Genomic DNA, 21590 nt, shown 5'->3' on the forward strand with positions numbered 1-21590 from the left:
GATGCTTCCAAATAACTTTGATGTCTTATTACTTGATTTATTGATCGTTGGTTTCTTTATGTTGCAATAGTACATTCCCTTATCCTTTTCATCCAGGGCCGAACCGGCGCCACAGGCGTACGGCGGCCCTTTGCGTTTCATGATCGACTTACGGGGTATCACCCAGATTTACCCGGGCCCACAAGGCCCGGTGGAAGCCCTTCGGGGCATCGACCTGCACATCAACCCGGGCGAGGTCTTCGGCATCATCGGCAAGAGCGGTGCCGGCAAGAGCTCGCTGGTGCGGGTCATCAACCTGCTCAACCGACCCACGGAAGGCGAGGTCATCGTCAACGGGCGTGACCTCACCAAGCTCGGTGACGCGCAGCTGCGCGAGGCGCGCCGTGACATCGGCATGGTGTTCCAGCATTTCAACCTGCTGTCCTCGCGCACGGTGTTCGACAACGCCGCGCTGCCACTGGAGCTGGCGGGTATGGACAAGGCCGCCATCCGCGAGCGCGTGAACCCGCTGCTGGAGCTGGTGGGCCTGTCGGCCCTGGCCAACCGCTACCCGGCACAGATCAGTGGCGGGCAAAAGCAGCGCGTGGGCATTGCGCGTGCCCTGGCCAGCCGCCCCAAGGTGCTGCTCTCGGACGAGGCCACCTCGGCGCTGGACCCCGAGACCACGCGCGCCATCCTCGACCTGCTGCGCCAGGTGAACCGCGAGCTGGGCCTCACGGTGGTGCTCATTACCCACCAGATGCAGGTCATCAAGCAGGTGGCCGACCGCGTGGCCGTGATCGAGGCCGGCCGCATCGTGGAGCAGGGCCGGGTGCTGGAGGTCTTTACCCGCCCGCAGCAGGCCATCACCAAGAGCCTGATCGACGAGATACTGCCGCAGGAGCTGCCCGCCAGCGTGCTCGACCACGTGCGCAAGCTCACCGGCCAGTTGGCCACCACCGCGCCCGGCCACACCGGCCGGCTGCTGCGCCTGTCGTACTCGGGTGACAGCGCCTACCAGCCCATCCTGTCGCAGCTGATTCGCGAGTTCGGCGTGGACATGAGCATCCTGCACGGCCAGGTCGACGAGATCCAGGACGAGACGTTCGGCTCGCTGGCCGTCTACGCCAGCGGCGAGCCCGCGCGCCTGCGCGGCGCTGTGGAGCACCTGCGCGCCGGCGGCGTCGCGGTCGAAGAAGTCACCATTGAAACCTGAAGAGGCAAGAAGCCATGTTTGACCATTTCACTCCCGCCATGCTGGAGCTCTTCGCCTCGTCGCTCTGGGAGACGCTCATCATGGTGGGCATCTCCGGTCTCGTCGGCGGCCTGCTGGGTGTGCCGCTGGGCGTCTTCCTGCGCCTCACCGACCAGGGCGGCGTGCTGGAGAACAGCCCCGTGAACAAGCTCGTGGGCTGGCTGGTGAATGCCGTGCGCTCCACGCCGTTCATCATTTTGCTGGTGGCCATCATCCCGTTCACGCGCTTCATCACGGGCTCGTCCATCGGCACGGCGGCGGCCGTGGTGCCTTTGACCATTGCCGCTGCGCCCTTCGTCGCGCGCCTGGTGGAGGCTGCGTTGCGCGAGGTGGACCATGGGCTGGTTGAGGCGGCCCAGGCCATGGGGGCGACGACCAGCCAGGTCGTCTGGAAGGTGCTGTTGCCGGAGGCTCTGCCTGGCATCGTTGCTGGCTTGACCATCACCTTCGTGAGCCTGACCGGGTACTCGGCCATGGCCGGGGCCATTGGTGGTGGTGGGTTGGGGGATCTGGGGATTCGCTATGGGTACCAGCGGTTTCTGCCGGAGATCATGTTGGCGGTGGTGCTGGTGTTGATCTTTTTTGTGCAGGCGGTGCAGAGTCTCGGGGACTGGGCTGTGCGTAGGCTGAGCCATCGTTGATTTGTTGGCTGTGGTTGCTCTTTGCCTGGTTTTAGGGCGGAGGCCGGGATGTGCGCCCGGCGGCGCAGTAACTTTCTCTTGGTCGCCAAGAGAAAGTCACCAAAGAGAAGGCGACCCCCAGTCTGCGTCCCCCATTCGCCCTGTCGGGCGAATGGGGGCAGCCTGCGATGCTCGGATCTGGGGTGGTGCCGATGAACTCGCTGCGTTCTTCGAACTCCGCTCAGACAGCATCGGCAAGCTAGAGCACGAAGTGCGTGTGTCCTTCGGCACACGCACCCACCCCAGCCCCTGCGCTTCTCGGCGCAGCCAGCAGGGGTGGGGAGCGGGGTCAAATACGGCTGCTGCTTCGCTGCTTCGCAGCTACGCCGGGTGTCGGTTGCGCGCGCGATGCGCGCTGCCGACGGCTCGGGCGCGATGGCTCTGCCCAGGCCGAGCGAAGCAATGGCCCGAGTGGAGCCCGCTCCCACCCCCTTCTGACCGTGCCGAGAAGCGCAGGGCCTGGGGTGAGCGCGTGCCGAAGGACACGCGCATCGTCATCTGGCTCGCCGAAGCTGTTTGACCGGAGCTGCCTCGCAGAGGCAGCGCAGGGAGTTCTTCGGCGTCACCCCAGGTCCGAGCATCGCAGGCTGCCCCCAACGCCCGATAGGGCGATGGGGGACACGGGCAGCGGGGTCGCCTTTCTTTGGGGTACGTTTCTTTGGCGACGCAAAGAAAGGTACCTCGGCCGCCGGGCCGAGACCCGGCCTCCGCCCTCAAAGAAAAACAGAAGCACCCACAGCCAAAGAGCCGCGAAGCTTCAAGACAACCAAGAAAATCAGCCCACGGTATCCCGGCTAACCCCAGCCGTCTGGCTGAACCCACCATCCACATACGTGATCTCGGCCGTCATCCCCCCGGCCAGATCCGACAGCAAAAACGCCGCCACATTCCCCACGTCCTCAATCGTCACATTGCGGCGCAATGGAGAAGAATCCGCCACCATCGACAGCAGCTTGCCGAAGTCCTTGATCCCGCTCGCAGCCAGCGTCTTGATCGGCCCGGCGCTGATTCCGTTCACACGCATGCCCTTGGGGCCGAGCGCTTCGGCCAGATAGCGCACGCTGGCTTCCAGGCTGGCCTTGGCCAGGCCCATGGTGTTGTAGTTGGGGATGGTGCGCAGTGCGCCCAGGTAGCTCAGCGTGATCAGCGACGACTTTTCGTTGAGGTAGGGCAGGGCCGACTTGGCCATGGCCGGAAAGCTGTAGGCGCTGATGTCGTGCGCAATGCGGAACGATTCGCGCGACAGGCCTTCCAGAAAATCACCGGCAATCGCCTCGCGCGGAGCGAAGCCGATGCTGTGCACGAAGCCGTCGAACTTCGGCCACACCTGGGCCAGGTCGGCGAACATGCGGTCGATCTGCTCGTCGCTGCCCACGTCGCAGTCAAAAATGAGCTTGGAGTCGAACTCGGCGGCGAAGTCGGTGATGCGCTCCTTGAAGCGGTCGCCCACGTAGCTGAAGGCAAGCTCTGCGCCTTGGGCATGGCAGGCCTTGGCGATGCCATAGGCGATGGAGCGGTTGGACAGCACGCCCGTGATGAGCAGTTTCTTGCCGGTCAGAAAACCCATGGTTCGTTCTCCTGTGGAATTTTGGGGGGAAATGAATGGTAAAAATGGCGATGAAGGGCCGGGGGCGATCACCGCGTATGGATATGCGCCATCCGCTGCAGAGCCGGCCGAACGTAGTGCAGAATTGTCGCATGCGGTTTTGGCTCACTTTTTTGCTGATGGGTTGTTGCACGGCACCGGCCTGGGCTGCGCATGGCTATGCGCTGTGGGGTGACCTCAAGTACCCGCCCGGCTTTGCCCACTTCGACTACGTGAACCCCGATGCACCAAAGGGGGGAGAGTTGCGCATGGTGAGCAACCTGCGCTACTCCACGTTTGACAAGTACAACCCCTTCACCATGAAGGGGTCGCCGCCGGCCTACCTGTCGGACCTGCTGTTCGAGACACTGCTCACGGGCTCCATGGACGAGACCGCTTCGGGCTACGGCCTGCTGGCCGAGGACGTGGACGTGGCGCCCGACCGCCTGAGCGTGACGTTCCGCCTGAGGGCCGAGGCACGCTTTCACGATGGCAGCGCGGTGGAGGCGGCGGACGTCAAACACACCTACGAGATGCTGATCAGCCCCCAGGCCTCGCCGGGTTATGCCACCCTGCTGCAGGAAGTGGCCGGCGTGGACGTGATCGACAAGCGCACCGTGCGCTTTCGCTTCAAGCTGCCCAACCGCGAACTGCCGCTCACGGTGGGCAGCCTGCCTATCTTCAGCCGCGCCTGGGGCCGCCAGGCGGACGGCAAGGCCAAGCCCTTCGATGAGATCGTGACCGACATCCCCATCGGCAGTGGCCCGTACCGCATCGGTCCGGTGGCCTTCGGCCGCGACGTCACCTACACCCGCGACCCCAATTACTGGGGCCGCAACCTGAACGTGAACAAGGGTGCGTTCAACTTCGACAACATCACCGTCAAGATCTACAAGGACAACACCGCCCGGCTGGAAGCCGTGAAGGCGGGAGAGTTCGACTTCATGACCGTGTACTCGGCAGGCGACTGGGCGCGCCGCATCAACGGCAAGCTGTTCAAGCAGGGCGTGCTGGTCAAGAAGGACATGAAGCACCGCCTGCCAGCGGGCTTCCAGAGCTATGTGCTCAACACCCGCCGGCCCATGCTGAGCGACCCGCGCGTACGCGAGGCGCTGGGCCTGGCCATCGACTACGAGTGGATGAACCGGCAGATGTTCTACGGTGGCTACCCGCGCGTGACCGACCTGTTCGGCAACACCGACTGCCAGGCCACCGGCACCCCCGGACCCGAAGAGCTCCAGCTGCTGGAGCCCTGGCGCGGCAAGATCCCCGATGCCGTGTTCGGCCCCATGTACCAGCCGCCCGTGACCGAGGGCGAAGGCCATTCGCTGCGCGAGAACCTGCGCCGCGCGCGCCAACTGCTGGCCGATGCCGGCTGGACCTACCGCGACGGTGCCCTGCGCAACGCCAAGGGCGATGCCATGGTGATCGAGTATCTGGACAGCCGCGAGGGCGGAGCCCGTGGCCTGGCGCCGTGGATGCGCAACCTGGAGAAGCTGGGCATCACCCTGCGCTTCACGGCGGCGGATTTCGCGCTGTACCAGCAGCGCATGGACAAGTTCGACTTCGACATGATCACCTTGAACTACCAGGGCACCTACAACCCTGGGCAGGAGATGCAGGAATACTTCGGCAGCAAGCGCGCCGATGTGGAGGGCGCCAGCAACCATTCAGGCGTGAAGAGTCCGGCCGTGGATGCCATCGTGACCGCACTCACGCGCGCCAACAGCAAGGCCCAGCTGCTGCCCGCCTGCCGCGCGCTGGACCGTGTGATCATGCACAGCCACTACCTGATCCCGCAGTGGACGCTCTCGTCGCACCGTGTGGTCTACAACCAGCAGCGCCTGGCCTACAAGGAGCCCATGCCCCCGTATGCCAAGGCCGAGGAATGGCTGATGTTCTCCTGGTGGAGCATCAAGCCATGACGGCCCAGCCCCCGATGCAGCCCTGACCACTGGAGCCTAGCCACACGCCATGCTTGCCTACATCGCCAAACGCCTGCTGCTCATGCTGCCCACCCTGCTGGGCGTGCTGCTTCTGACCTTCGCGGTGATCCAGTTTGTGCCGGGCGGCCCGGTGGAGCAGTACATGGCCGAGGCCCGTGCCGCGGCGGGCAAGGGGCGGGGAGCGGAGGGTGGCGGCATGGTCTACCGTGGTGACCAGGGCGTGGACCCCAAGCGGGTGGAGCAGATCAAGGCGCTCTACGGCTTCGACAAGCCCGCGCACGAGCGTTTCTTCACCATGCTGGGACAGTTCGCGCGCTTCGACCTGGGCAAGAGCTTCTTCCAGAACAAGAACGTGTGGGAGCTCGTGAAGGAGAAGCTGCCCGTATCCATCAGCCTGGGGCTGTGGACCTTCTTCATCAGCTACCTGGTGGCCGTGCCGCTGGGGGTGGCCAAGGCGGTGCGTGCGGGCTCGCGCTTCGACCTGGTGACCACGCTGCTCATCCTCGTGGGCTATGCCATACCGGGCTTCGTGCTCGGGGTGGCACTGCTGGTCATCTTCGGCGGTCAACTGCAGTGGTTCCCGCTGCGCGGGCTGGTGTCCTCCAACTGGGAGCAACTGAGCTGGGGGGCGCGCATCGTGGACTACCTGTGGCACATCACGCTGCCGGTGACGGCCATGGTGGCTGGCAGTTTTGCCGTGACGGCCATGCTCACCAAGAACGCCTTCCTCGAAGAGATCCGCAAGCAGTACGTGCTGACGGCGCGGGCCAAGGGATTGTCGGAGCGGCAGGTGCTGTGGAAGCACGTGTTCCGCAATGCCCTGATCCCCATCATCACCGGCTTTCCAGCGGCTTTCATCGGTGCCTTCTTCGCGGGTTCCCTGCTCATCGAAACCCTGTTCTCGCTCGACGGCCTGGGCCTGCTCGGCTACGAGAGCGTGATCCGCCGCGACTATCCCGTGGTGCTGGGCACGCTGTACCTCTTCACCCTGATCGGCCTGATCACCAAGCTCATCAGCGACCTTTGCTATGTGTGGGTTGACCCCCGCGTGAAGTTTGACTGACCGCATGAACGCGCCCTCTGCAAGTCCTTCCATCAGCACCGCTGCTGCCACGCCTGCGGCCTCCGCCGCCCCCGTGTCCCTTTCTCCCTCGCGCCGGGCCTGGCTGCGCTTCAAGCGCAACCGCCTGGGCTTCTGGAGCATGGTCATCTTCAGTGTGCTGGTGGTCATCAGCCTGGCCGCCGAGGTGGTCAGCAACGACCGGCCGCTCATCGTGCGCTACGAGGGGCAGACCTACTTCCCCATGCTCCAGACCTACCCCGAAAAGACCTTCGGCGGCGACTTCGAGACCCCGACGGACTACCTGGACCCTTTTATCCAGGAACGGCTGAGCGCGGGGAGCAACTGGGCCCTCTACACCCTCAACACCTACGGTCCCAGCACCCTCAACTACTTCGCCAAGGAGCCCAACCCCTCGGCCCCCACACGCGACAACTGGCTGGGCACCGATGACCGGGGGCGCGACATGCTGGCCCAACTGCTCTACGGCTTTCGCGTGAGCGTGCTGTTCGGTCTGGCGCTGACCTTCATCGGCACGGTGCTGGGCATCCTCACCGGCGCGATCCAGGGCTTCTTCGGCGGCAAGACGGACCTGGCCTTCCAGCGCTTCATCGAGATCTGGGGCTCCATGCCCGAGCTGTACCTGCTCATCATCTTCAGTGCGCTGTTTGCACCCAGCATCTCCTTGCTGCTCATCCTGCTGTCCCTTTTTGGATGGATGGGCCTGTCGGACTATGTGCGGGCCGAATTCCTGCGCAACCGCCAGCTCGACTACGTGAAGGCCGCGCGCGCCCTCGGCGTCAGCAACGCACAGATCATCTGGCGCCACATCCTGCCCAACAGTCTGACGCCGGTGGTCACCTTCCTGCCGTTTCGCATGAGCGCCGCCATCCTCTCGCTCACGGCGCTCGACTTCCTCGGCCTGGGCGTACCCCCGGGCACCCCCAGCCTGGGCGAGCTGCTGAGCCAGGGCAAGAACAACATCGACGCCTGGTGGATCTCGCTGAGCACCTTTGCCGTGCTGGTGATCACCCTGCTGCTGCTGACCTTCATGGGCGATGCGCTGCGCGACGCCCTGGACCCGCGAAAGGCCGACAAGTGAGCACCGCATCCCATCCAGGCACGGCAGCTTCGGGCCCTTTGCTCGATGTGCGGGATCTCCATGTGCACTTCGGCACCAAGGAAGTCGTGAGCGGCGCCAGCTTCAGCATCGCCCCCGGCGAAAAGCTGGCCCTGGTCGGTGAGTCCGGCTCGGGCAAGACCATCACCGCGCTCAGCCTGCTGCGCCTGGCCGGGGATGCCCGGGTCAGCGGCCAGGCCCTGCTGCGTGGGCGCGACCTGCTGGCCCTGAGCGAGCGCGAGATGCGCGGCGTGCGCGGCGGCGAGATCGCCATGGTGTTCCAGGAGCCCATGACGGCGCTGAACCCGCTGATGACCGTGGGCCAGCAGATCGCCGAGATCCTGCAGCTCAAGAAGGGCCTCACGGGCGCGCAGTGCGCGCAGGCGGCCATCGAACTGCTGGCCAAGACCGGCATTCCCGAGCCCGCGCGCCGGGCCAACTCCTTCCCGCACCAGCTTTCGGGCGGGCAGCGCCAGCGCGCCATGATCGCCATGGCCCTGGCCAGCGAGCCGCAGTTGCTGCTGGCCGACGAGCCCACCACCGCGCTTGATGTGACCTTGCGGGGCCAGATCCTGGACCTGTTGTCCGACCTGCAGCGCCAGACCGGCATGGCCGTGCTGCTCATCACGCATGACCTGAACCTGGTGCGCCGCTTTGCCGACCGCGTAGCCGTGATGGAGCAGGGCGTGCTGGTGGAGCAGGGCGCCGTGGCCGAGGTGTTCGGCGCCCCGCAGCATGCCTACACCCGCAAGCTGATGCAAAGCCAACCCCAGCGCGACGTGACCGAGGCCGCGCCCGCGCCTGGCACGCCGCCCGTGCTGCAGGCCAGCGACCTGCGCGTGGTCTACCCCACGCCGCTGCCCGGCCTGCGCGGCTGGTTCAAGAAGGGCGAGTTCGTGGCCGTGCAGGGCGCCAGCCTGGCGCTGCCGCCGGGCCGCACGCTCGGCGTGGTGGGTGAATCGGGCTCGGGCAAGTCCACCCTGGCCCAGGCCATCCTGGGGCTGCTGCCTTTTGGCGGAACACTGCAGGTGGCGGGGCAGGGCTGGCAGGCGCCGGCCATGCGCAATTCACCGGCCAACCAGCAACTGCGCCGCAAGGTGCAGGTGGTGTTCCAGGACCCGTTCTCGTCGCTGTCGCCACGCCTGACGGTGGAAGAGATCGTGGGCGAGGGCATGCGTGTGCACGAGCCCACGCTCAGCGTGGCCGAGCGGCGCACGCGCGTGGAGGCGGCCCTGGCAGAGGTGGGCCTGACCGAGGCGCAGTTTCCCGGTCTGCTGGCGCGCTACCCCCATGAATTCTCGGGCGGCCAGCGCCAGCGCTTGGCCATTGCGCGCGCCCTCATCGTGCAGCCGCAATTGCTGGTGCTCGATGAACCCACCAGTGCCCTCGACGTCACCATCCAGCAGCAGGTGCTCAAACTGCTGCAGCGCCTGCAGAAGGAAAAGGGCCTGAGCTACCTGCTCATCACCCACGATGTGCAGGTGATACGCGCCATGGCGCACGAGGTGCTGGTGATGAAGGACGGCAACGTGCTCGAAAGCGGCCCTGTGGACCAGGTGCTCGACGCGCCGCAGCACCCCTATACGCAGCGGCTGGTGGAGTCCGCCGGGTTGGACTGAGGTTCGCGAGCCCGCCAGCGCCACGCCACCCAGCTTGTCGTCGCTCCATTGTCGGGCCAGGTAGCCGCCCACGTCCTGCCGGGGGCTGTGCCTGTGTCAGGCAGGGGCGGTGCGCTGGCGTGCGGCCATGAAGCGCCCGGCCTGCTCCAGCGATGCCATCGCTTCATCGAGCACGGGCGCAAACAGCTGCCAGCAATGCACCATGCCGTCCCACACGCTGCATTCGACCTCCACGTCCGCCGCCTTCAGGCGCCCGGCCATGGTCACGGCGTCGTCGCGCAGCCTCTCCCGGCCACCCACCTGCAGTTGCACCGGCGGCAGGCCCTGCAGCTCGGCGCTGTAGAACGGCGTGACGGTGGGTGCGCGCACATCGCCACCGGGCACATACATGGCATTGAAAAATCCCATGAGCTCGCGGGTGATGAACGGGTCATCCACCGTGCGGTGGGACTCGCCGTCCGAAGCCAGGTCCAGCGCCGGTGACAAGGCCGCGATGGCCGCCGGCAGGGCCAGCCCCTGGTTGCGGGCGCGCACTGCGGTGGACAAGGCCAGGTTGCCGCCCGCGGAGTCGCCCGCCAGCGCAATGGCCGACGCGGTGTAGCCGTTGGCCAGCGCCCACTGGTAGGCCGCCAGGGCATCGTCGTGGGCTGCAGGTACCGGGTGTTCCGGGGCCAGCCGGTAGTCCACGTTGAGCACCTGCGCGCCGCTGAACTGTGCCAGGTACGAGCACAGCGCCCGGTGCGAGGCCAGCGATCCGAACACGAAGCCCCCTGCGTGGTAGTAGATGATGAGCTTGCGCGGGTCGGCTTGCGGCGTGCTGAGCAACTCTGCCGCCATGGTGCCGCCCACCGCATTGGGTATGCGCAGGGTCTCTATGGAAAGCCCCTGCGCCGGGGGCATCTGCGAGTTGCTGGCATCAAACCAGGCGCGCAGCTGCGCGGGGCTGGCCTGTGCTGGTGGTGGGTTCTGGGCTGCCATCTGCAGGATGGCCTCAAGCTGTTGTGCGGACATGGGCTATCCCCCGTTCAGATATAAGTCGAAGCCAGCCCGCCATCCACAGGCAGGTTGATGCCACTGACCCAGCGCGCCGCGTCGCTGCACAGGAAGGCGATCACGGGCGCCACCTCGTCGCTGAAGGCCGGGCGCTTCATGCGGTGCGCGTCCTTTTCCACGCGCTCGGCGCCCAGCATCTGCACGAAGTCGCCCAGGATGGGGGTGAACACCGGGCCCGGGGCCACGCAGTTCATGCGTACGCCGCGCTGCATGAAGATCTTCTGCGACTGGGTGGTGCTCCAGACGATCAGCGCCTCCTTGAAATACTGGTAGCAGGTCTCCTGGGGCACCGGGTGGCTGGCGAGCCACTGCGCGCCAGCCTCGAAACTGGCGGTAGCGCCCAGAGCGCGGTGCAGTTCCAGCCGTGCGGGCCACTCAGCGCCCAGGATGGATGCGATGTTGACGATGGAGCTGCCGACAGGCATGCGTTCGAGCACGCGCTGGGTGAAGTGGCGCAGTCCCAGGTAGTTCACCCGGCCCACCAGCTCGGCGGGCGCGGTGCCGGGCACACCGGCAATGTTGGCCAGCGCGTCCACCTGGGCGGGCAGTTGCGCCACGGCGGTGTCGATGGCAGCGGGGTCGCCCAGGTCCACCTGGATGAAGCCGTCCAGGGTGAGCGTGGGGGCGTTGCGGTCCACGCCGATCACGCGGGCGCCCTGCTGGCGCGCCAGCTTGGCGAAGTCGGCGCCAATGCCCGAGCAGCAACCCGTGACGACGATGGTCTTGTTGTGCAATGCCATGTATTTGTCTCCTGTGGATATTTTTGGGGGGAAAGGGTGTCGTTCTGTCGGTCAGAAAGGGAAGGCTGGCGGCGTGTCCTTGACGGTGATCCACTGCCACTGCGTGTACTCGTCCATGTCGGCCGGCCCGCCCACGCTGCCGCCGTTGCCACCCAGGCCGGGGCCGCCGAAGGGGTTGGTGCAGTCGTCGTTCACGGTCTGGTCGTTGATGTGAACCATGCCCGCGCGCAGGCGCTGGCCGATGGCCATGGCGCGGCCCACGCTGGGGCTGATGACGGCGGCCGACAGGCCCCCCTGGCTGGTGTTGGCCAGGGCCACGGCCTCATCGTCAGTGCGGAAGGTGACGAGGTTGGCCACTGGGCCGAACGGCTCTTCGTCGAACGAACGGATGCCGGGCCTGACGCCCGAGAGCACCGTGGGCTGGTAGCACAGACCATGGTAGGTGCCACCCGCTTCGAGCCTGGCGCCCTGCTGGATGCTGTCGTGGATCACCCGGTCAAAGCGTTCGAGCTGCTTCGCATCGATCATCGGGCCCAGGGCCACCTGGCCGCTGGCGCCGTCGCCTACGGCCAGGTGCGTGGCCTTGCCCACCAGGCGCTGCAGGATGGCGTCGGCAATCGACTCGTGCACCAGAATGCGGTTGGCGGCCATGCAGATCTGGCCCTGGTGGAACCATGCGCCAAAGGCCGCTGCGCTGGCCGCCGCGTCGGGGTCTGCGTCTTCCAGGATGATGAGGTTGTTGGCCCCACCCAGCTCCAGCGACACCTTCTTGAGGTGCTGCCCCGCCAGCGCGCCGATGCGGCGGCCCACGGCAGGCGAGCCGGTGAAGGCGATCATGGGCACGCGCGCGTCCACCACCAGCGCCTCGCCGGCAGCCGCGTCGCCCGGCAGCACCTGCAGCAGGCCGGCGGGCAGCCCGGCCTCTTCGAACACCCGGGCCATGATGAAGCCACCGCTCACGGGGGTGCGCGTGTCCGGCTTGAGCACCACGGCGTTGCCCAGCGCCAGGGCCGGGGCCACCGAGCGCAGGCCCAGGATGAGCGGAAAGTTGAATGGCGAGATCACGCCCACCACGCCATGCGGCACGCGCCGCGCAATCGACAGGCGGCCCGGGGTGCTGGGCAGCACCTGGCCCTGGGCCTGCATGGGCAGGCTGGCGGCCAACTGGCACAGGGTGATGGCCTCGCGCACCTCGTGCTGGCCCTTGGCCAGTATGCCCCCGGTTTCGCGGGCAATGGCCAGCGCCAGCTCGTCAAAGTGCTGCTGGAACACGGCGGATGCCCGGTGGAAGACGGCGGCGCGCTCGCGCGGGCCCAGCGCTGCCCAGGCCGGCTGCGCCCGGTGCGCCAGGCCGATGGCGGCCTGCATGTCCTGTGCATCGGCAATGCCCACGCGGCCGAGCACCTGGCCCGTGGCCGGCTCCAGCACGTCGCGCACCTCCTTGAGCGCCGTGGTCCATGCCCCGTCGAAGGCCTTGCCCGCCCACAGGCGGTTGTCCAGCAGGCCTGGTTTTTCTGAAACACCCATTGCATTGCTCCTTGGTTGAAAGAATCGGCGCGCACTGCGGCGGCGACTGCACAGGGATTTGCAACGGGCGTACCAGCCCCGTGGGCAAGGCGGCCGAAAACAGCCTCTGGCACCTGCTTTTTGAGAGGCGCGGCTACGGACTTTCCCTAGGCCGCCAAGCGGCTGGATCAGGCGACTTTTTGCGCAAAAATAGTTACTATCAATAAGCAATTTGAGCAATGGAAATTGCTCAAATGATCACTTTTCGATCACTTCCTGGTAACCACCATGCCCAGACGCCGTGTCTCTCTGGCCGATCTGAACCGCAGCACCGCCACAGGCCAGTCCGCCGCATTGCCGGGGCCTGCGCTGCCGGGCGCGCTGGGCGGGTTTGACACCGTGGGCGTGAGCCATCACGCCCACCCCACGGTGGCAGACATCAGCGAATGCCTGTTCTTCTCGCCGGGAGACGGCCGCATCTGGCTGCAGGACCAGCGCATGATCCTGTTGCACTCGGAGGCCCTGGGCTCGCTCAGGCGCGAGCTGATCGACAGCATTGGCCTGGACAAGGCGCGCGGCCTGCTCACCCGCGCCGGCTACGTCGGTGGCGCGCGCGATGCGCGCATGGTGCGCCAGCAGTGGCCTGACGCCGACCCCCCGGCGGCCGCCATCGCCGGCACCCGCCTGCATGCGCTGGAAGGGGTGGTCCAGGTGGAGGTGGTCCACGTGCGCTACGACGCCGAGACCGGTGACTACGAAGGCGAGTTCATCTGGCACAACTCCAGCGAGGACGACGAGCACATCGCCGCCTACGGCGTGGGCGGATCTCCGGCCTGCTGGATGCAGGTGGGCTATGCCACGGGCTACGTGAGCACGCTGTTTGGCCGCATGATCGTGTTCCGTGAGGTGGAGTGCCGCTCGTCGGGCTCGGCGCACTGCCGCGTCATCGGCAAGTCGGCCGAGCGCTGGGATGACCCCGGGCAGGACCTGTTCTACCTGAACGCGCAGGACTTCGTAGGCACCCCGCCCGCTGCCGCCCGGGCGCCATCGCGCAAGGGCACCCTGGGGGCTTCGCCGGGTTCGGTGGCCCTGGCAGGGGCTCCCACCTCCGATGGCGCCACCATGGTGGGCGCCTCATCGGCCTTCAATGCCGCCTGCCACATGCTGCAGCGCGTGGCCCCCACGGCTGCCACCGTGCTGTTCACCGGCGAGTCCGGCGTGGGCAAGGAGATGTTTGCCAGCATGCTGCACCGCATCAGCCCACGGGGCGCCCAGCCCTTCGTGGCGCTCAATTGCGCAGCCATTCCCGAGACGCTGGTGGAGTCCGAGCTGTTTGGCGTGGAGCGCGGCGCCTACACCGGCGCGGGCGCATCGCGGCCCGGGCGGTTCGAGCGCGCCCACGGCGGCACCCTGTTCCTGGACGAGATCGCGACCCTCAGCCTGGTGGCCCAGGGCAAACTGCTGCGGGCCCTGCAGGAAGGCGAGATCGAGCGGGTGGGCGGCACGCGCACCATCACGGTGGACGTGCGCGTGGTGGCCGCCACCAATGTGGACCTGCGCCAGGCCGTGCGCGAGGGCACTTTCCGCGAAGACCTGTACTACCGGCTCAACGTCTTTCCCATCCACCTGCCGCCGCTGCGCGACCGGCGCGATGACATCCCTCTGCTGATGAGCCACTTTCTCGCGCACTACCAGCGCAAGCACCGGCGCCAGGGCCCGGGCTTCAGCCAGGCAGCGGTGAAAGCCATGTTCAACTACCCTTTTCCGGGCAACATCCGCGAGTTGCAGAACCTCATCGAGCGCAGCGTGATCCTCGTCAACGATGGTGAACCCATCGCGCCCCACCACCTGTTCAGCAGCGGCGAGCAGCCTGGCACCGGCGTGATGTCCCTGCAATTGGGCGCCGACAGCACCGCCACCCTGCACATGCCCTGGGCGGGGGGCAGCGCCCCGGCAACCCAGGCCGCTGCAGCGGCCATGCCCGGGGTGGCCCCGCTGCACCAGGCCGAGGCCCAACTGCTGCGCCAGGCACTGCACAGCGCCGCCGGCAACGTGGCCTCTGCCGCCCGCCTGCTGGGCATCAGCCGCGCCACGCTGGCCTACCGCTTGCGCAAATTCGGCATTCCCGCTGGTCGATCCTGAGGGATCAGGCGTAGGTATCGAGCTGGCTGCCCAGGCTGGTGGAGGATTGGGTTTCAGTTCTGGCACGCTGCTCGCGCGCCGACTGGGCGGCCGCTTCGGCCTTGCGGGCCTGGGCGTCCTGCTGCTCCTGCTGGCGTGCGCGCTGGATGGCGCTGATCTGCGCCTGCACCATCTGGATCTGGGTCTGCAGCAGCTTGACCTTCTCCTTCTTGGCCTTGGCGTCCATGTCGGAGGTGGCCACGTTCTTGAGTTCTTCGGTCAGCGACTGCAGCTGCTTTTGCAGCTTGGCGATCTCGCTGCCGCCGCCACCCGATGACACCTTGCCGGCCGATGAAGAAGAGGAGACTTGCATGCCCGCCTTATCGGCAGGGTGACGGCAAAACTTTAGCGCAGCGTGGGGTTTTTCAACCCTTCGGTGGGGTTGCAGGAGCCGGGCCATCCTGGGCCACCCACAGCACCTTGTCCACCTGCACGCCGAGGGCCTGGGCCTTGGCCAGCAGTTGCTCGCGCACGCCGGGCGGCAGCGTCTTGGTGCGCGACAGGATCCAGAAATAGCCGCGGTTGGAGCCGACCACCATGGACCACTGGTAGTCCGGGTCCAGCGCCACCACGTTGTAGCCGCCATAGAAGGGACCGAAGAACGAGACCTTGAGGGCGCCCTTGTCGGACTCGCCGGCAAAGCGGGCCTTGCCCTCGGCCTCTTTCCAGCGGTCGCGGCCTGGGTCGTAGCCGCGGTTGATCACCTGGATGGTGCCGTCGGGGTTGGGGAGGTAGTTCGCCGTGGTCTGCTGCAGGCCGCGCTCGAACGAGTGGTCCAGCCGGGCCACCTCGTACCACTGGCCCGCATAGCGCTGCGCGTCGAAGCCCGCCACCGGCTCAATGCCGGCTGGGGGATGCGTTGAGCACGCCGTGAAGAACAGCACCGCGCCCAGCGCCAACACGCCAATGGTGTTGGGAAGTATGCGGCGGCCCACAGAGGACGCGGCACCGGCGGCGGCGTGCTCTGGGTCGTTTATCGGCGTGTCTCGCATATCTCGCAGTTCAATAAGGGTGTCGGGCATGGTGGTGTCCCTGGCGGAATGGTTCGTCGCAGTCCCTGGCATGGGCCGGCTGTCTGGGCGGGCGCTGCCTGATCTGCGGCGATGTGGTCAATGTAGTGAGGGTGCCGACGCTCGCGTGTAGGCGCGCGCTGGCATCGCCTGTCGGCGCGATGGTTGGCGCCATGCCGCGCATCACACCATGGGGCGGTACCGTGGGCGGCCAGTTGGCCGCAAGTCCGCGGGCGTTGTTGCCACAAAAGTCACACTTTGGGCGGCAGAAGTGGGGCGGCGCAAGGGGGTGGCCTTGTGGCCCGCGCAATCCCTGCGCCTGCTGGCACAGAACTTGAAGGCACCGAGGGGGCGGGGCGCTGCAGGGTAGAGTGGCAACCAAGCCTGTGCTGCCCGGCACGCCCAGCCCTGTTCCCACCGCTTGCATGAGGTCCTTCGCATGACGACGACATCCACCGCCCCCGGCACAGCGCCCACCACCCCCGCCCAGGATTCGCCCCCCGTGGTCGACCACCTGCGGTTTCTGCGCAAGCATGAGCATCTGTCCCCGGCCTTCGGCAACGACGGCTTCGCGCGCAAGGCCGAAGCCTTTGCCCGCGTGTTCGGCACGCCCAAATTCCTGGCCGCGCAGACCGCATTCGTCGCAATCTGGGTCATCGCCAACCTGACGGGCGTGGCCCCATTCGATGCCTACCCCTTCATCTTGCTCAATCTGGCATTCAGCCTGCAAGCAGCCTATGCCGCGCCCCTGATCCTGCTGGCGCAGACGCGCCAGGCCGAGCGCGACAAGGCGCTTGCCGACGCCGATGCCCAGCACCGCGAAGATTTGGCCCGGGCCACCGAGCAGCGCCAGGCGATCGCCACCCAGAACACTGCCCAGTTGCTCGACCTGCTGGAGCAGAACACCCGCCTGACCGAGATGACCAGGAAGCTCAGCGAACGCATCGAGGCCTTGACGGTGGAGATGCACCACCGCATGCACTACATGCCCGCCCTCGCGCGGGCCCAGCAACAGGCCGACCAGCCGGGCACCCAGCAGTCTGGCGGGCCCGGCAGCAGCTATGGCGGCAGCGGTGAGGGCGGTGCGCGCCAAGGGTGATGGACCACGCCATGTTCGCTCGCTACCCGCTTCCTGCCACCGATGGCGCCACAGCCCTCGACACGGCTTGCGACCTGCAACTGCTGCAGACCCACTGCGAGCCCTGGCGGCCTCTCACGCTGCTGTACGTGGGGCCGGAGCGCACGCTGATCGTGCCGGTGGACGCCGCTGGCGCTGCCCCGCATGGTGCCGCGATCACCCTGGCCCTGGGCACCCACCGGACCGCCCGGGCCTTCTTCAGGCGCGACGTGCCCACCCCGCTGGAGCTGGAGAACGCCATCGCCAGCGTCGAAGACGAGGTCTACCTGGCCCACCGGCAGTATGTTGTGCAGGGCCATGCGTCGGGTAGGGCTTGGTGGTCCACCGACCCGCACCTGGTGGCCGTGGCCGAATTGGCTGGCGTGCCGCGTGCACCCGCCATGCTGCTCACGCTGGAGGCCATGGAGCGCCTGTTCCAGCGCCTGGCCGCCGTGTCCGAAGGCCGGCCCGCTGCGAGCGAGGGCCTGCCAGAGAGCGTGGAGTTCGCCACCACCTTGCTGCTGCTGCGCGAGCTGATGCACCACATGCCGTTTGCCGAACTGCATCTGGTGGGGCGGCAATCAACCGTCTAGCCCCTGGGCGTAAACCGCGAATTCGTGGACCGGACCGAACCCGAGGGCCTGGGCCAGTTCGTACGACGCCCGGTTGCCCTTGAAGCAATCCCACCCCGGCTCCAGCCCGCGCCGCAGGCACGCATCGATGAAGGCTGTGGCTGCGGCCCTGGCCAAGCCCCGCCGCCGGTAGCCGTCAAAGGTGCAGATGTCGACGTCGTGCCGCGCCCCCTTCACGAACACCGAGTAGCACAGGCTGGCCACCCGCTCTTCATGGAGCACGCAAAAGCCGATGCCCTCGCGTTCGAACTGCGCGTCGCAAGCCCACATGCCTGCCGCGAAGGGGTAGGGGCCTTCGGCCAACCGCCGCAGCAACGCGGCATCCAGGGGCACCATGCGATGGCCTGGCGGCAAGGGCTGCTCGGTGCGCTGTGCCGCAAAGCGGCTACGGTCGAACGAGAAAGCCACGCGCGGCAGTTTTTCCACGGCGGGCGCCTGGCACGAGTCGAGCACCGGCTCCCAGCCGGCGTGGCCCGGGTAAAGGATGAAGAAGTCCTGGCTGGCAGGCCGCTGCAACCAGTCCAGGCAGGCCGCAGCAAACTGCGCGTCGGGCAGGGCACCCGCCAGCACGCAAAAGCCGTTGTCGTAGACAAAGGCGGCGCGCAGGTCCCCGTCCTTCGGGACAAAGATGCGGCCCCGGGTATGGCCCGACAACACGGCGCCCATGATCTCGGTGCCCGCGTGGAGCCCTTCGAGCAGCGGCGTCAGCGTGCAGAAGTCTTTCGCATTCAGTTCATGCATGGGGCCGATGGTACCGACGCTCAGCCCCTGATTTCAGCCAGCCCCTGTGCCCGCCACCCCCGCGGCGATTGCCCAAAGCGCTCCTTGAACGCCCGGCTGAAATGCGCCGCATCGTTGAAGCCCCAGCCGAACGCGATTTCGGCCACCGAGGTCTTGGCGCGGCGGGCATCCAGCAACTCGCGGCTGGCGCCGTCGAGCCGCTGGCCCCAGAGGTAGTGCGAGGGCGACTGCGGCTCGGTCTTGAACAATCGGTGCAGGTGTCCGCTGGACATGCCCAGGTCGGCCGCCACGGATTCGATGGTCAGCGCCGGGTCGCGCAGCCGGCCGTCGATGTGCCGCTTGATGCGCGCCACATGGTAGGCGCCCATGGTCGAGGGCTCGGCCCGGCTGCAGGCGGGCAGCGACTGCAGGCCGGCCACCAGCACGCTGATGACGCCGCTGGCCACGGCGGCGGCCGAGGCGGCGGGCAGGGTGTCCACCTCGCCGCGCAAGGCGGTGACCATGCTGGCCATCAGGTGCCCGGCCCCGCTGCGGCCCGAGACGGTGGTGGCCGTCAACTGCTCGGTGCCTGCCACCAGCGCACGCAACTGCTCGCCGCGCAGCTTGAGCACGATCTCCTCGAAGTCCTCGCTGAACTGCAGGGTGTAGGGCCGCGTGCTGTCGTACAGCGCAAAGTCGCCGGGGGCGACGGCGGCGTCGCGCCCGTCCTGGGAGATGACGCCGTGCCCTTTGGTCTGCAGGCTTACGATGAAGCAGTCGTCCGTGGCGCGTGAGATGAAGCTCGGCGTGCGCACCACGCGTTGCGCGCAGGAGCGCACCACCGACAGGTCCAGCCCCGGCAGGTGGTGGCTCTGGATGGAGCCGCCGAAGCGGTAGCCACGCGGCGCATCGCATTCGAGCTGCACGTAGGTGGTGCAGATCATGTCGGTCCAGTAGGCCAGCCGGTCGCGCGGGGCGATGGAGTCGGTACTCAAGAGTTGGCTCATGGCGATGTCTCAAGCGGGCATGGGGAGGAAGGGAGCGAAAGCACCCATCATCCTCCGGGCGCGCCCATTCTTCAAGCAAGGCCTATGCCGGTTAACCCCAGGTGGCGAGTCTGGATCAAGCCTTCGGAGACTTTCAGTCAAGTCGCCGTCCGCGTGGCTTTGCGGCAAGAGCCGCGAGACCCACAGGCAAGACGGCGCGCGGCTTCGGCCCGAGCATTCAGGTACCGCAGCAGGCACTGCCCGCGCGGCCCAACCCCTCACCTTGACCTACAGGACTCGCCCCATGCCCGCCACCCTCCACCCCAAGCTGCGCGTTGCCGCCGTCCAGGCCGCGCCCGTGTTCCTCGACCTCGACGCCACCATCGACAAGACCATTGCGCTGATGAAGGAGGCCGCCAGGCAGGGCGCGCAGCTCGTGGCCTTCCCCGAAACGTGGATCCCCGGCTACCCCTGGTGGATCTGGCTCAACTCGCCCGCCATGGGCATGCAGTATGTGCAGCGCTACAACGACAACTCGCTGGTGGTCGGCTCGGCCGAGTTCCAGCGCCTGGCGCAGGCCGCCCGCGACATCGGCATCTGGATGTCCACTGGCTACAGCGAGCGCGCCGGCGGCAGCCTCTACATCGCCCAGGCCCTGTTCGACGACCAGGGCCGCGTGGTCAAGACGCGGCGCAAGCTCAAGCCCACGCATGTGGAGCGCACCGTGTTCGGCGAGGGCGACGGCAGCGACCTGGCCGTCATGCCGACCGCCATCGGCAACGTCGGCATGCTCGCCTGCTGGGAGCACCTGCAGCCCCTGAGCAAGTACGCCATGTATGCGCAGAACGAGCAGATCCACATCGGCGCCTGGCCCAGCTTCTCGCTGTACCGGGGTGCTGCCCATGCCCTGGGCGCCGAGGTCAACAATGCCGCAAGCCAGGTCTATGCGGTCGAAGGCGGCTGCTTCGTCGTCGCGCCGTGTGCCACCGTGTCGAAAGAGATGCACGCCATGCTCTGCACCGACGACCTGCAGCGCCAGTTGCTGCTCGAAGGCGGCGGTTTTGCGCGCATCTACGGGCCCGACGGCGCATCGCTGGGTATACCGCTGGGCGAGAAGGAGGAAGGCCTGGTGATTGCCGACATCGACCTGGGCACGATCTCTCTGGCCAAGACCGCCGCCGACCCAGCCGGCCACTATGCCCGGCCCGACGTCACGCGGCTGCTGCTCAACCAGACCCCCGGAGACCGTGTGGTATCGCAGATGCCTGCCGGCGGGGTGGCGGCCGCGAACGAGGCCAGCGCAGAGCCCGCCATCGCCGTGGCCGAGTAAGCACTGCCAGGAGCCCGCCATGGAATCTGCCATTCCCCCGCACCTGCAATGCCCGCGCTTGCGCCACCGCCGCATTCCGGACGACTATGTGCCGCCATACCCCGCCACCGTAGCGCGTTACAACCCAGGCGTCGCGCGCGTGGTCATGGCGTACTTCGGTATCCAGCACCGTGCCGACGCACCGGCGCCGGCATTGGCTGCCCGGGCGCTGCACTGCATCACCGAGGCCTTTGCCGCAGCCAACGGCCCGGGCCACTGGGACCGCGCGCAGTGCGTGGACCAGGCAGGCTACCTCAACACCATCACCATCGGCTACTGGGACGACCCGGCCGCCTATGCGGCCTGGTTTGCCGAGCACGGCGAGCGCTGGGCATCCGGCGTGTTCAACGAGCCCGGGTTGGGCCTGTTCACCGAGGTGTTGCAGCCCGCAGCGGACCGCTTCGAGACGCTGTTTTCCAGTGATGGGATCGAGGGCGTGGCCGGTGTATCCGCCGGCCTGGGCGAACCCATCCAGGAGCACGCTTACTGGGGCGGCATGCGCGACCGCCTGGCCCTCTCGCAGACCAGCGGCATGGAGCCCGCCGGTGCGCCGAAGATCGTCACCGAGGGCCTGCACCAGCGCGTGCTGCCGCACGAGAACCTGTGCCTCATCCGCTCCGGCCAAGACTGGACCGGTACAGAGGGCGATGAGCGGCGCATGTACACCGAGGAGGTCGAGCCCGTGCTGCGCGCCGGTATGGACTTCCTGCAGGACCAAGGGATCCAGGTGGATTGCTATGCCAACCGCTACATGGCCGTGGTGGATGCTGCAGGCAAGCCCATGGACAAGAGCTTCGGCATGGGCTGGTGGCGCAGTCTCGCGTCATTGGAGCGCTGGGCCGAATCGCACCCCACGCATGTCGCCATCTTCGGCGCGGCCATGAAGTACCTGGGCACCATGGGACCGGCGGCGCAGCTCAAGCTCTACCACGAGGTCACGGTGGCCACGGCGGCAGAGCAGTATTTCGAGTATTTCAACTGCCACCCGCGCACGGGCATGCTGGGGGCGGCAGGGTAGGGGCGGTCGCCTGG

19 protein-coding genes are annotated in these 21590 nt (G+C 67.2%); 11 read left to right on the forward strand and 8 right to left on the reverse strand.

The window, feature by feature from the left end:
• The first annotated feature begins 139 nt into the window (after positions 1 to 139).
• A complete protein-coding gene (locus tag U5N23_RS06735) occupies positions 140 to 1195 on the forward strand; it encodes a methionine ABC transporter ATP-binding protein (protein WP_322592033.1) in 1056 nt (351 codons plus the stop codon).
• 14 nt (positions 1196 to 1209) lie between these two features.
• Positions 1210 to 1875 (forward strand): methionine ABC transporter permease, encoded by a 666-nt coding sequence (locus U5N23_RS06740; RefSeq protein WP_322592034.1) that lies wholly within the window; start codon positions 1210 to 1212, stop codon positions 1873 to 1875.
• Between the two features lie 814 nt (positions 1876 to 2689).
• Here U5N23_RS06740 and fabI read toward each other — a convergent pair.
• Positions 2690 to 3481: an enoyl-ACP reductase FabI gene (gene fabI / locus U5N23_RS06745; protein ID WP_322592035.1), complete on the reverse strand. Its 792-nt coding sequence runs from the start codon at positions 3479 to 3481 to the stop codon at positions 2690 to 2692.
• 131 nt (positions 3482 to 3612) lie between these two features.
• Here fabI and U5N23_RS06750 point away from each other — a divergent pair, with 131 nt between their 5' ends.
• Genes U5N23_RS06750 through U5N23_RS06765 form a run of 4 tightly spaced genes read left to right on the forward strand, consistent with a single transcriptional unit; the run spans position 3613 to position 9244 of the window.
• Positions 3613 to 5424 carry an extracellular solute-binding protein gene (locus U5N23_RS06750; protein ID WP_322592036.1) on the forward strand — a complete coding sequence of 604 codons (1812 nt, stop codon included), beginning with the start codon at positions 3613 to 3615 and terminating at the stop codon, positions 5422 to 5424.
• A 49-nt stretch (positions 5425 to 5473) separates the two neighbouring features.
• Positions 5474 to 6508: a microcin C ABC transporter permease YejB gene (locus U5N23_RS06755; protein WP_322592037.1), complete on the forward strand. Its 1035-nt coding sequence runs from the start codon at positions 5474 to 5476 to the stop codon at positions 6506 to 6508.
• A 4-nt stretch (positions 6509 to 6512) separates the two neighbouring features.
• Positions 6513 to 7607, forward strand: coding sequence for an ABC transporter permease (locus U5N23_RS06760; protein ID WP_322592038.1), 1095 nt, complete (start codon positions 6513 to 6515; stop codon positions 7605 to 7607).
• Positions 7604 to 9244, forward strand: coding sequence for a dipeptide ABC transporter ATP-binding protein (locus U5N23_RS06765; protein ID WP_322592039.1), 1641 nt, complete (start codon positions 7604 to 7606; stop codon positions 9242 to 9244). Before U5N23_RS06760 ends, U5N23_RS06765 begins: the two co-directional genes overlap by 4 nt.
• A gap of 96 nt (positions 9245 to 9340) precedes the next feature.
• Here the strand turns inward: U5N23_RS06765 and U5N23_RS06770 are convergent, their stop codons facing one another.
• From U5N23_RS06770 to U5N23_RS06780, 3 genes are read right to left on the reverse strand one after another with little or no spacing between them, the layout of a single operon-like run.
• Positions 9341 to 10255, reverse strand: coding sequence for an alpha/beta hydrolase (locus tag U5N23_RS06770; RefSeq protein WP_322592040.1), 915 nt, complete (start codon positions 10253 to 10255; stop codon positions 9341 to 9343).
• A 14-nt stretch (positions 10256 to 10269) separates the two neighbouring features.
• Entirely contained in the window at positions 10270 to 11037 is a 768-nt protein-coding gene (locus tag U5N23_RS06775) for a coniferyl-alcohol dehydrogenase (protein WP_322592041.1), read from the reverse strand.
• A gap of 51 nt (positions 11038 to 11088) precedes the next feature.
• Positions 11089 to 12564 (reverse strand): benzaldehyde dehydrogenase, encoded by a 1476-nt coding sequence (locus U5N23_RS06780; RefSeq protein WP_322592042.1) that lies wholly within the window; start codon positions 12562 to 12564, stop codon positions 11089 to 11091.
• 267 nt (positions 12565 to 12831) lie between these two features.
• Here U5N23_RS06780 and U5N23_RS06785 point away from each other — a divergent pair, with 267 nt between their 5' ends.
• Positions 12832 to 14685, forward strand: coding sequence for a sigma 54-interacting transcriptional regulator (locus U5N23_RS06785; protein ID WP_322592043.1), 1854 nt, complete (start codon positions 12832 to 12834; stop codon positions 14683 to 14685).
• A 4-nt stretch (positions 14686 to 14689) separates the two neighbouring features.
• Here U5N23_RS06785 and U5N23_RS06790 read toward each other — a convergent pair whose 3' ends face one another.
• Entirely contained in the window at positions 14690 to 15037 is a 348-nt protein-coding gene (locus U5N23_RS06790) for a FlxA-like family protein (protein WP_322592044.1), read from the reverse strand.
• A 52-nt stretch (positions 15038 to 15089) separates the two neighbouring features.
• Positions 15090 to 15746, reverse strand: coding sequence for a lipocalin family protein (locus U5N23_RS06795; RefSeq protein ID WP_322592045.1), 657 nt, complete (start codon positions 15744 to 15746; stop codon positions 15090 to 15092).
• Positions 15747 to 16173: 427 nt separating this feature from the next.
• Between U5N23_RS06795 and U5N23_RS06800 the strand changes: the two genes are divergently transcribed.
• Positions 16174 to 16833 carry a DUF1003 domain-containing protein gene (locus U5N23_RS06800; protein ID WP_322592046.1) on the forward strand — a complete coding sequence of 220 codons (660 nt, stop codon included), beginning with the start codon at positions 16174 to 16176 and terminating at the stop codon, positions 16831 to 16833.
• 11 nt (positions 16834 to 16844) lie between these two features.
• On the forward strand, positions 16845 to 17444 hold the full coding sequence (locus tag U5N23_RS06805) for a hypothetical protein (RefSeq protein WP_322592047.1): 600 nt from the start codon (positions 16845 to 16847) through the stop codon (positions 17442 to 17444).
• Here U5N23_RS06805 and U5N23_RS06810 read toward each other — a convergent pair.
• Together U5N23_RS06810 and U5N23_RS06815 are read right to left on the reverse strand one after the other, a co-directional pair.
• On the reverse strand, positions 17433 to 18224 hold the full coding sequence (locus U5N23_RS06810; RefSeq protein ID WP_322592048.1) for a GNAT family N-acetyltransferase: 792 nt from the start codon (positions 18222 to 18224) through the stop codon (positions 17433 to 17435). The genes U5N23_RS06805 and U5N23_RS06810 overlap by 12 nt on opposite strands.
• Positions 18225 to 18244: 20 nt before the next feature.
• A complete protein-coding gene (locus tag U5N23_RS06815) occupies positions 18245 to 19210 on the reverse strand; it encodes a helix-turn-helix domain-containing protein (protein WP_322592049.1) in 966 nt (321 codons plus the stop codon).
• Between the two features lie 283 nt (positions 19211 to 19493).
• On the opposite strand from U5N23_RS06815, the gene U5N23_RS06820 reads away from it, so the two are divergent.
• Together U5N23_RS06820 and U5N23_RS06825 are read left to right on the forward strand one after the other, a co-directional pair.
• Positions 19494 to 20519: a carbon-nitrogen hydrolase family protein gene (locus U5N23_RS06820; RefSeq protein WP_322592050.1), complete on the forward strand. Its 1026-nt coding sequence runs from the start codon at positions 19494 to 19496 to the stop codon at positions 20517 to 20519.
• 19 nt (positions 20520 to 20538) lie between these two features.
• Positions 20539 to 21576 carry a phenylacetaldoxime dehydratase family protein gene (locus U5N23_RS06825; protein ID WP_322592051.1) on the forward strand — a complete coding sequence of 346 codons (1038 nt, stop codon included), beginning with the start codon at positions 20539 to 20541 and terminating at the stop codon, positions 21574 to 21576.
• Positions 21577 to 21590 lie beyond the last annotated feature (14 nt).

The organism is Acidovorax sp. (genome assembly GCF_034519795.1).
In the GTDB taxonomy this organism is placed as follows: Bacteria; Pseudomonadota; Gammaproteobacteria; order Burkholderiales; family Burkholderiaceae_C; genus Acidovorax.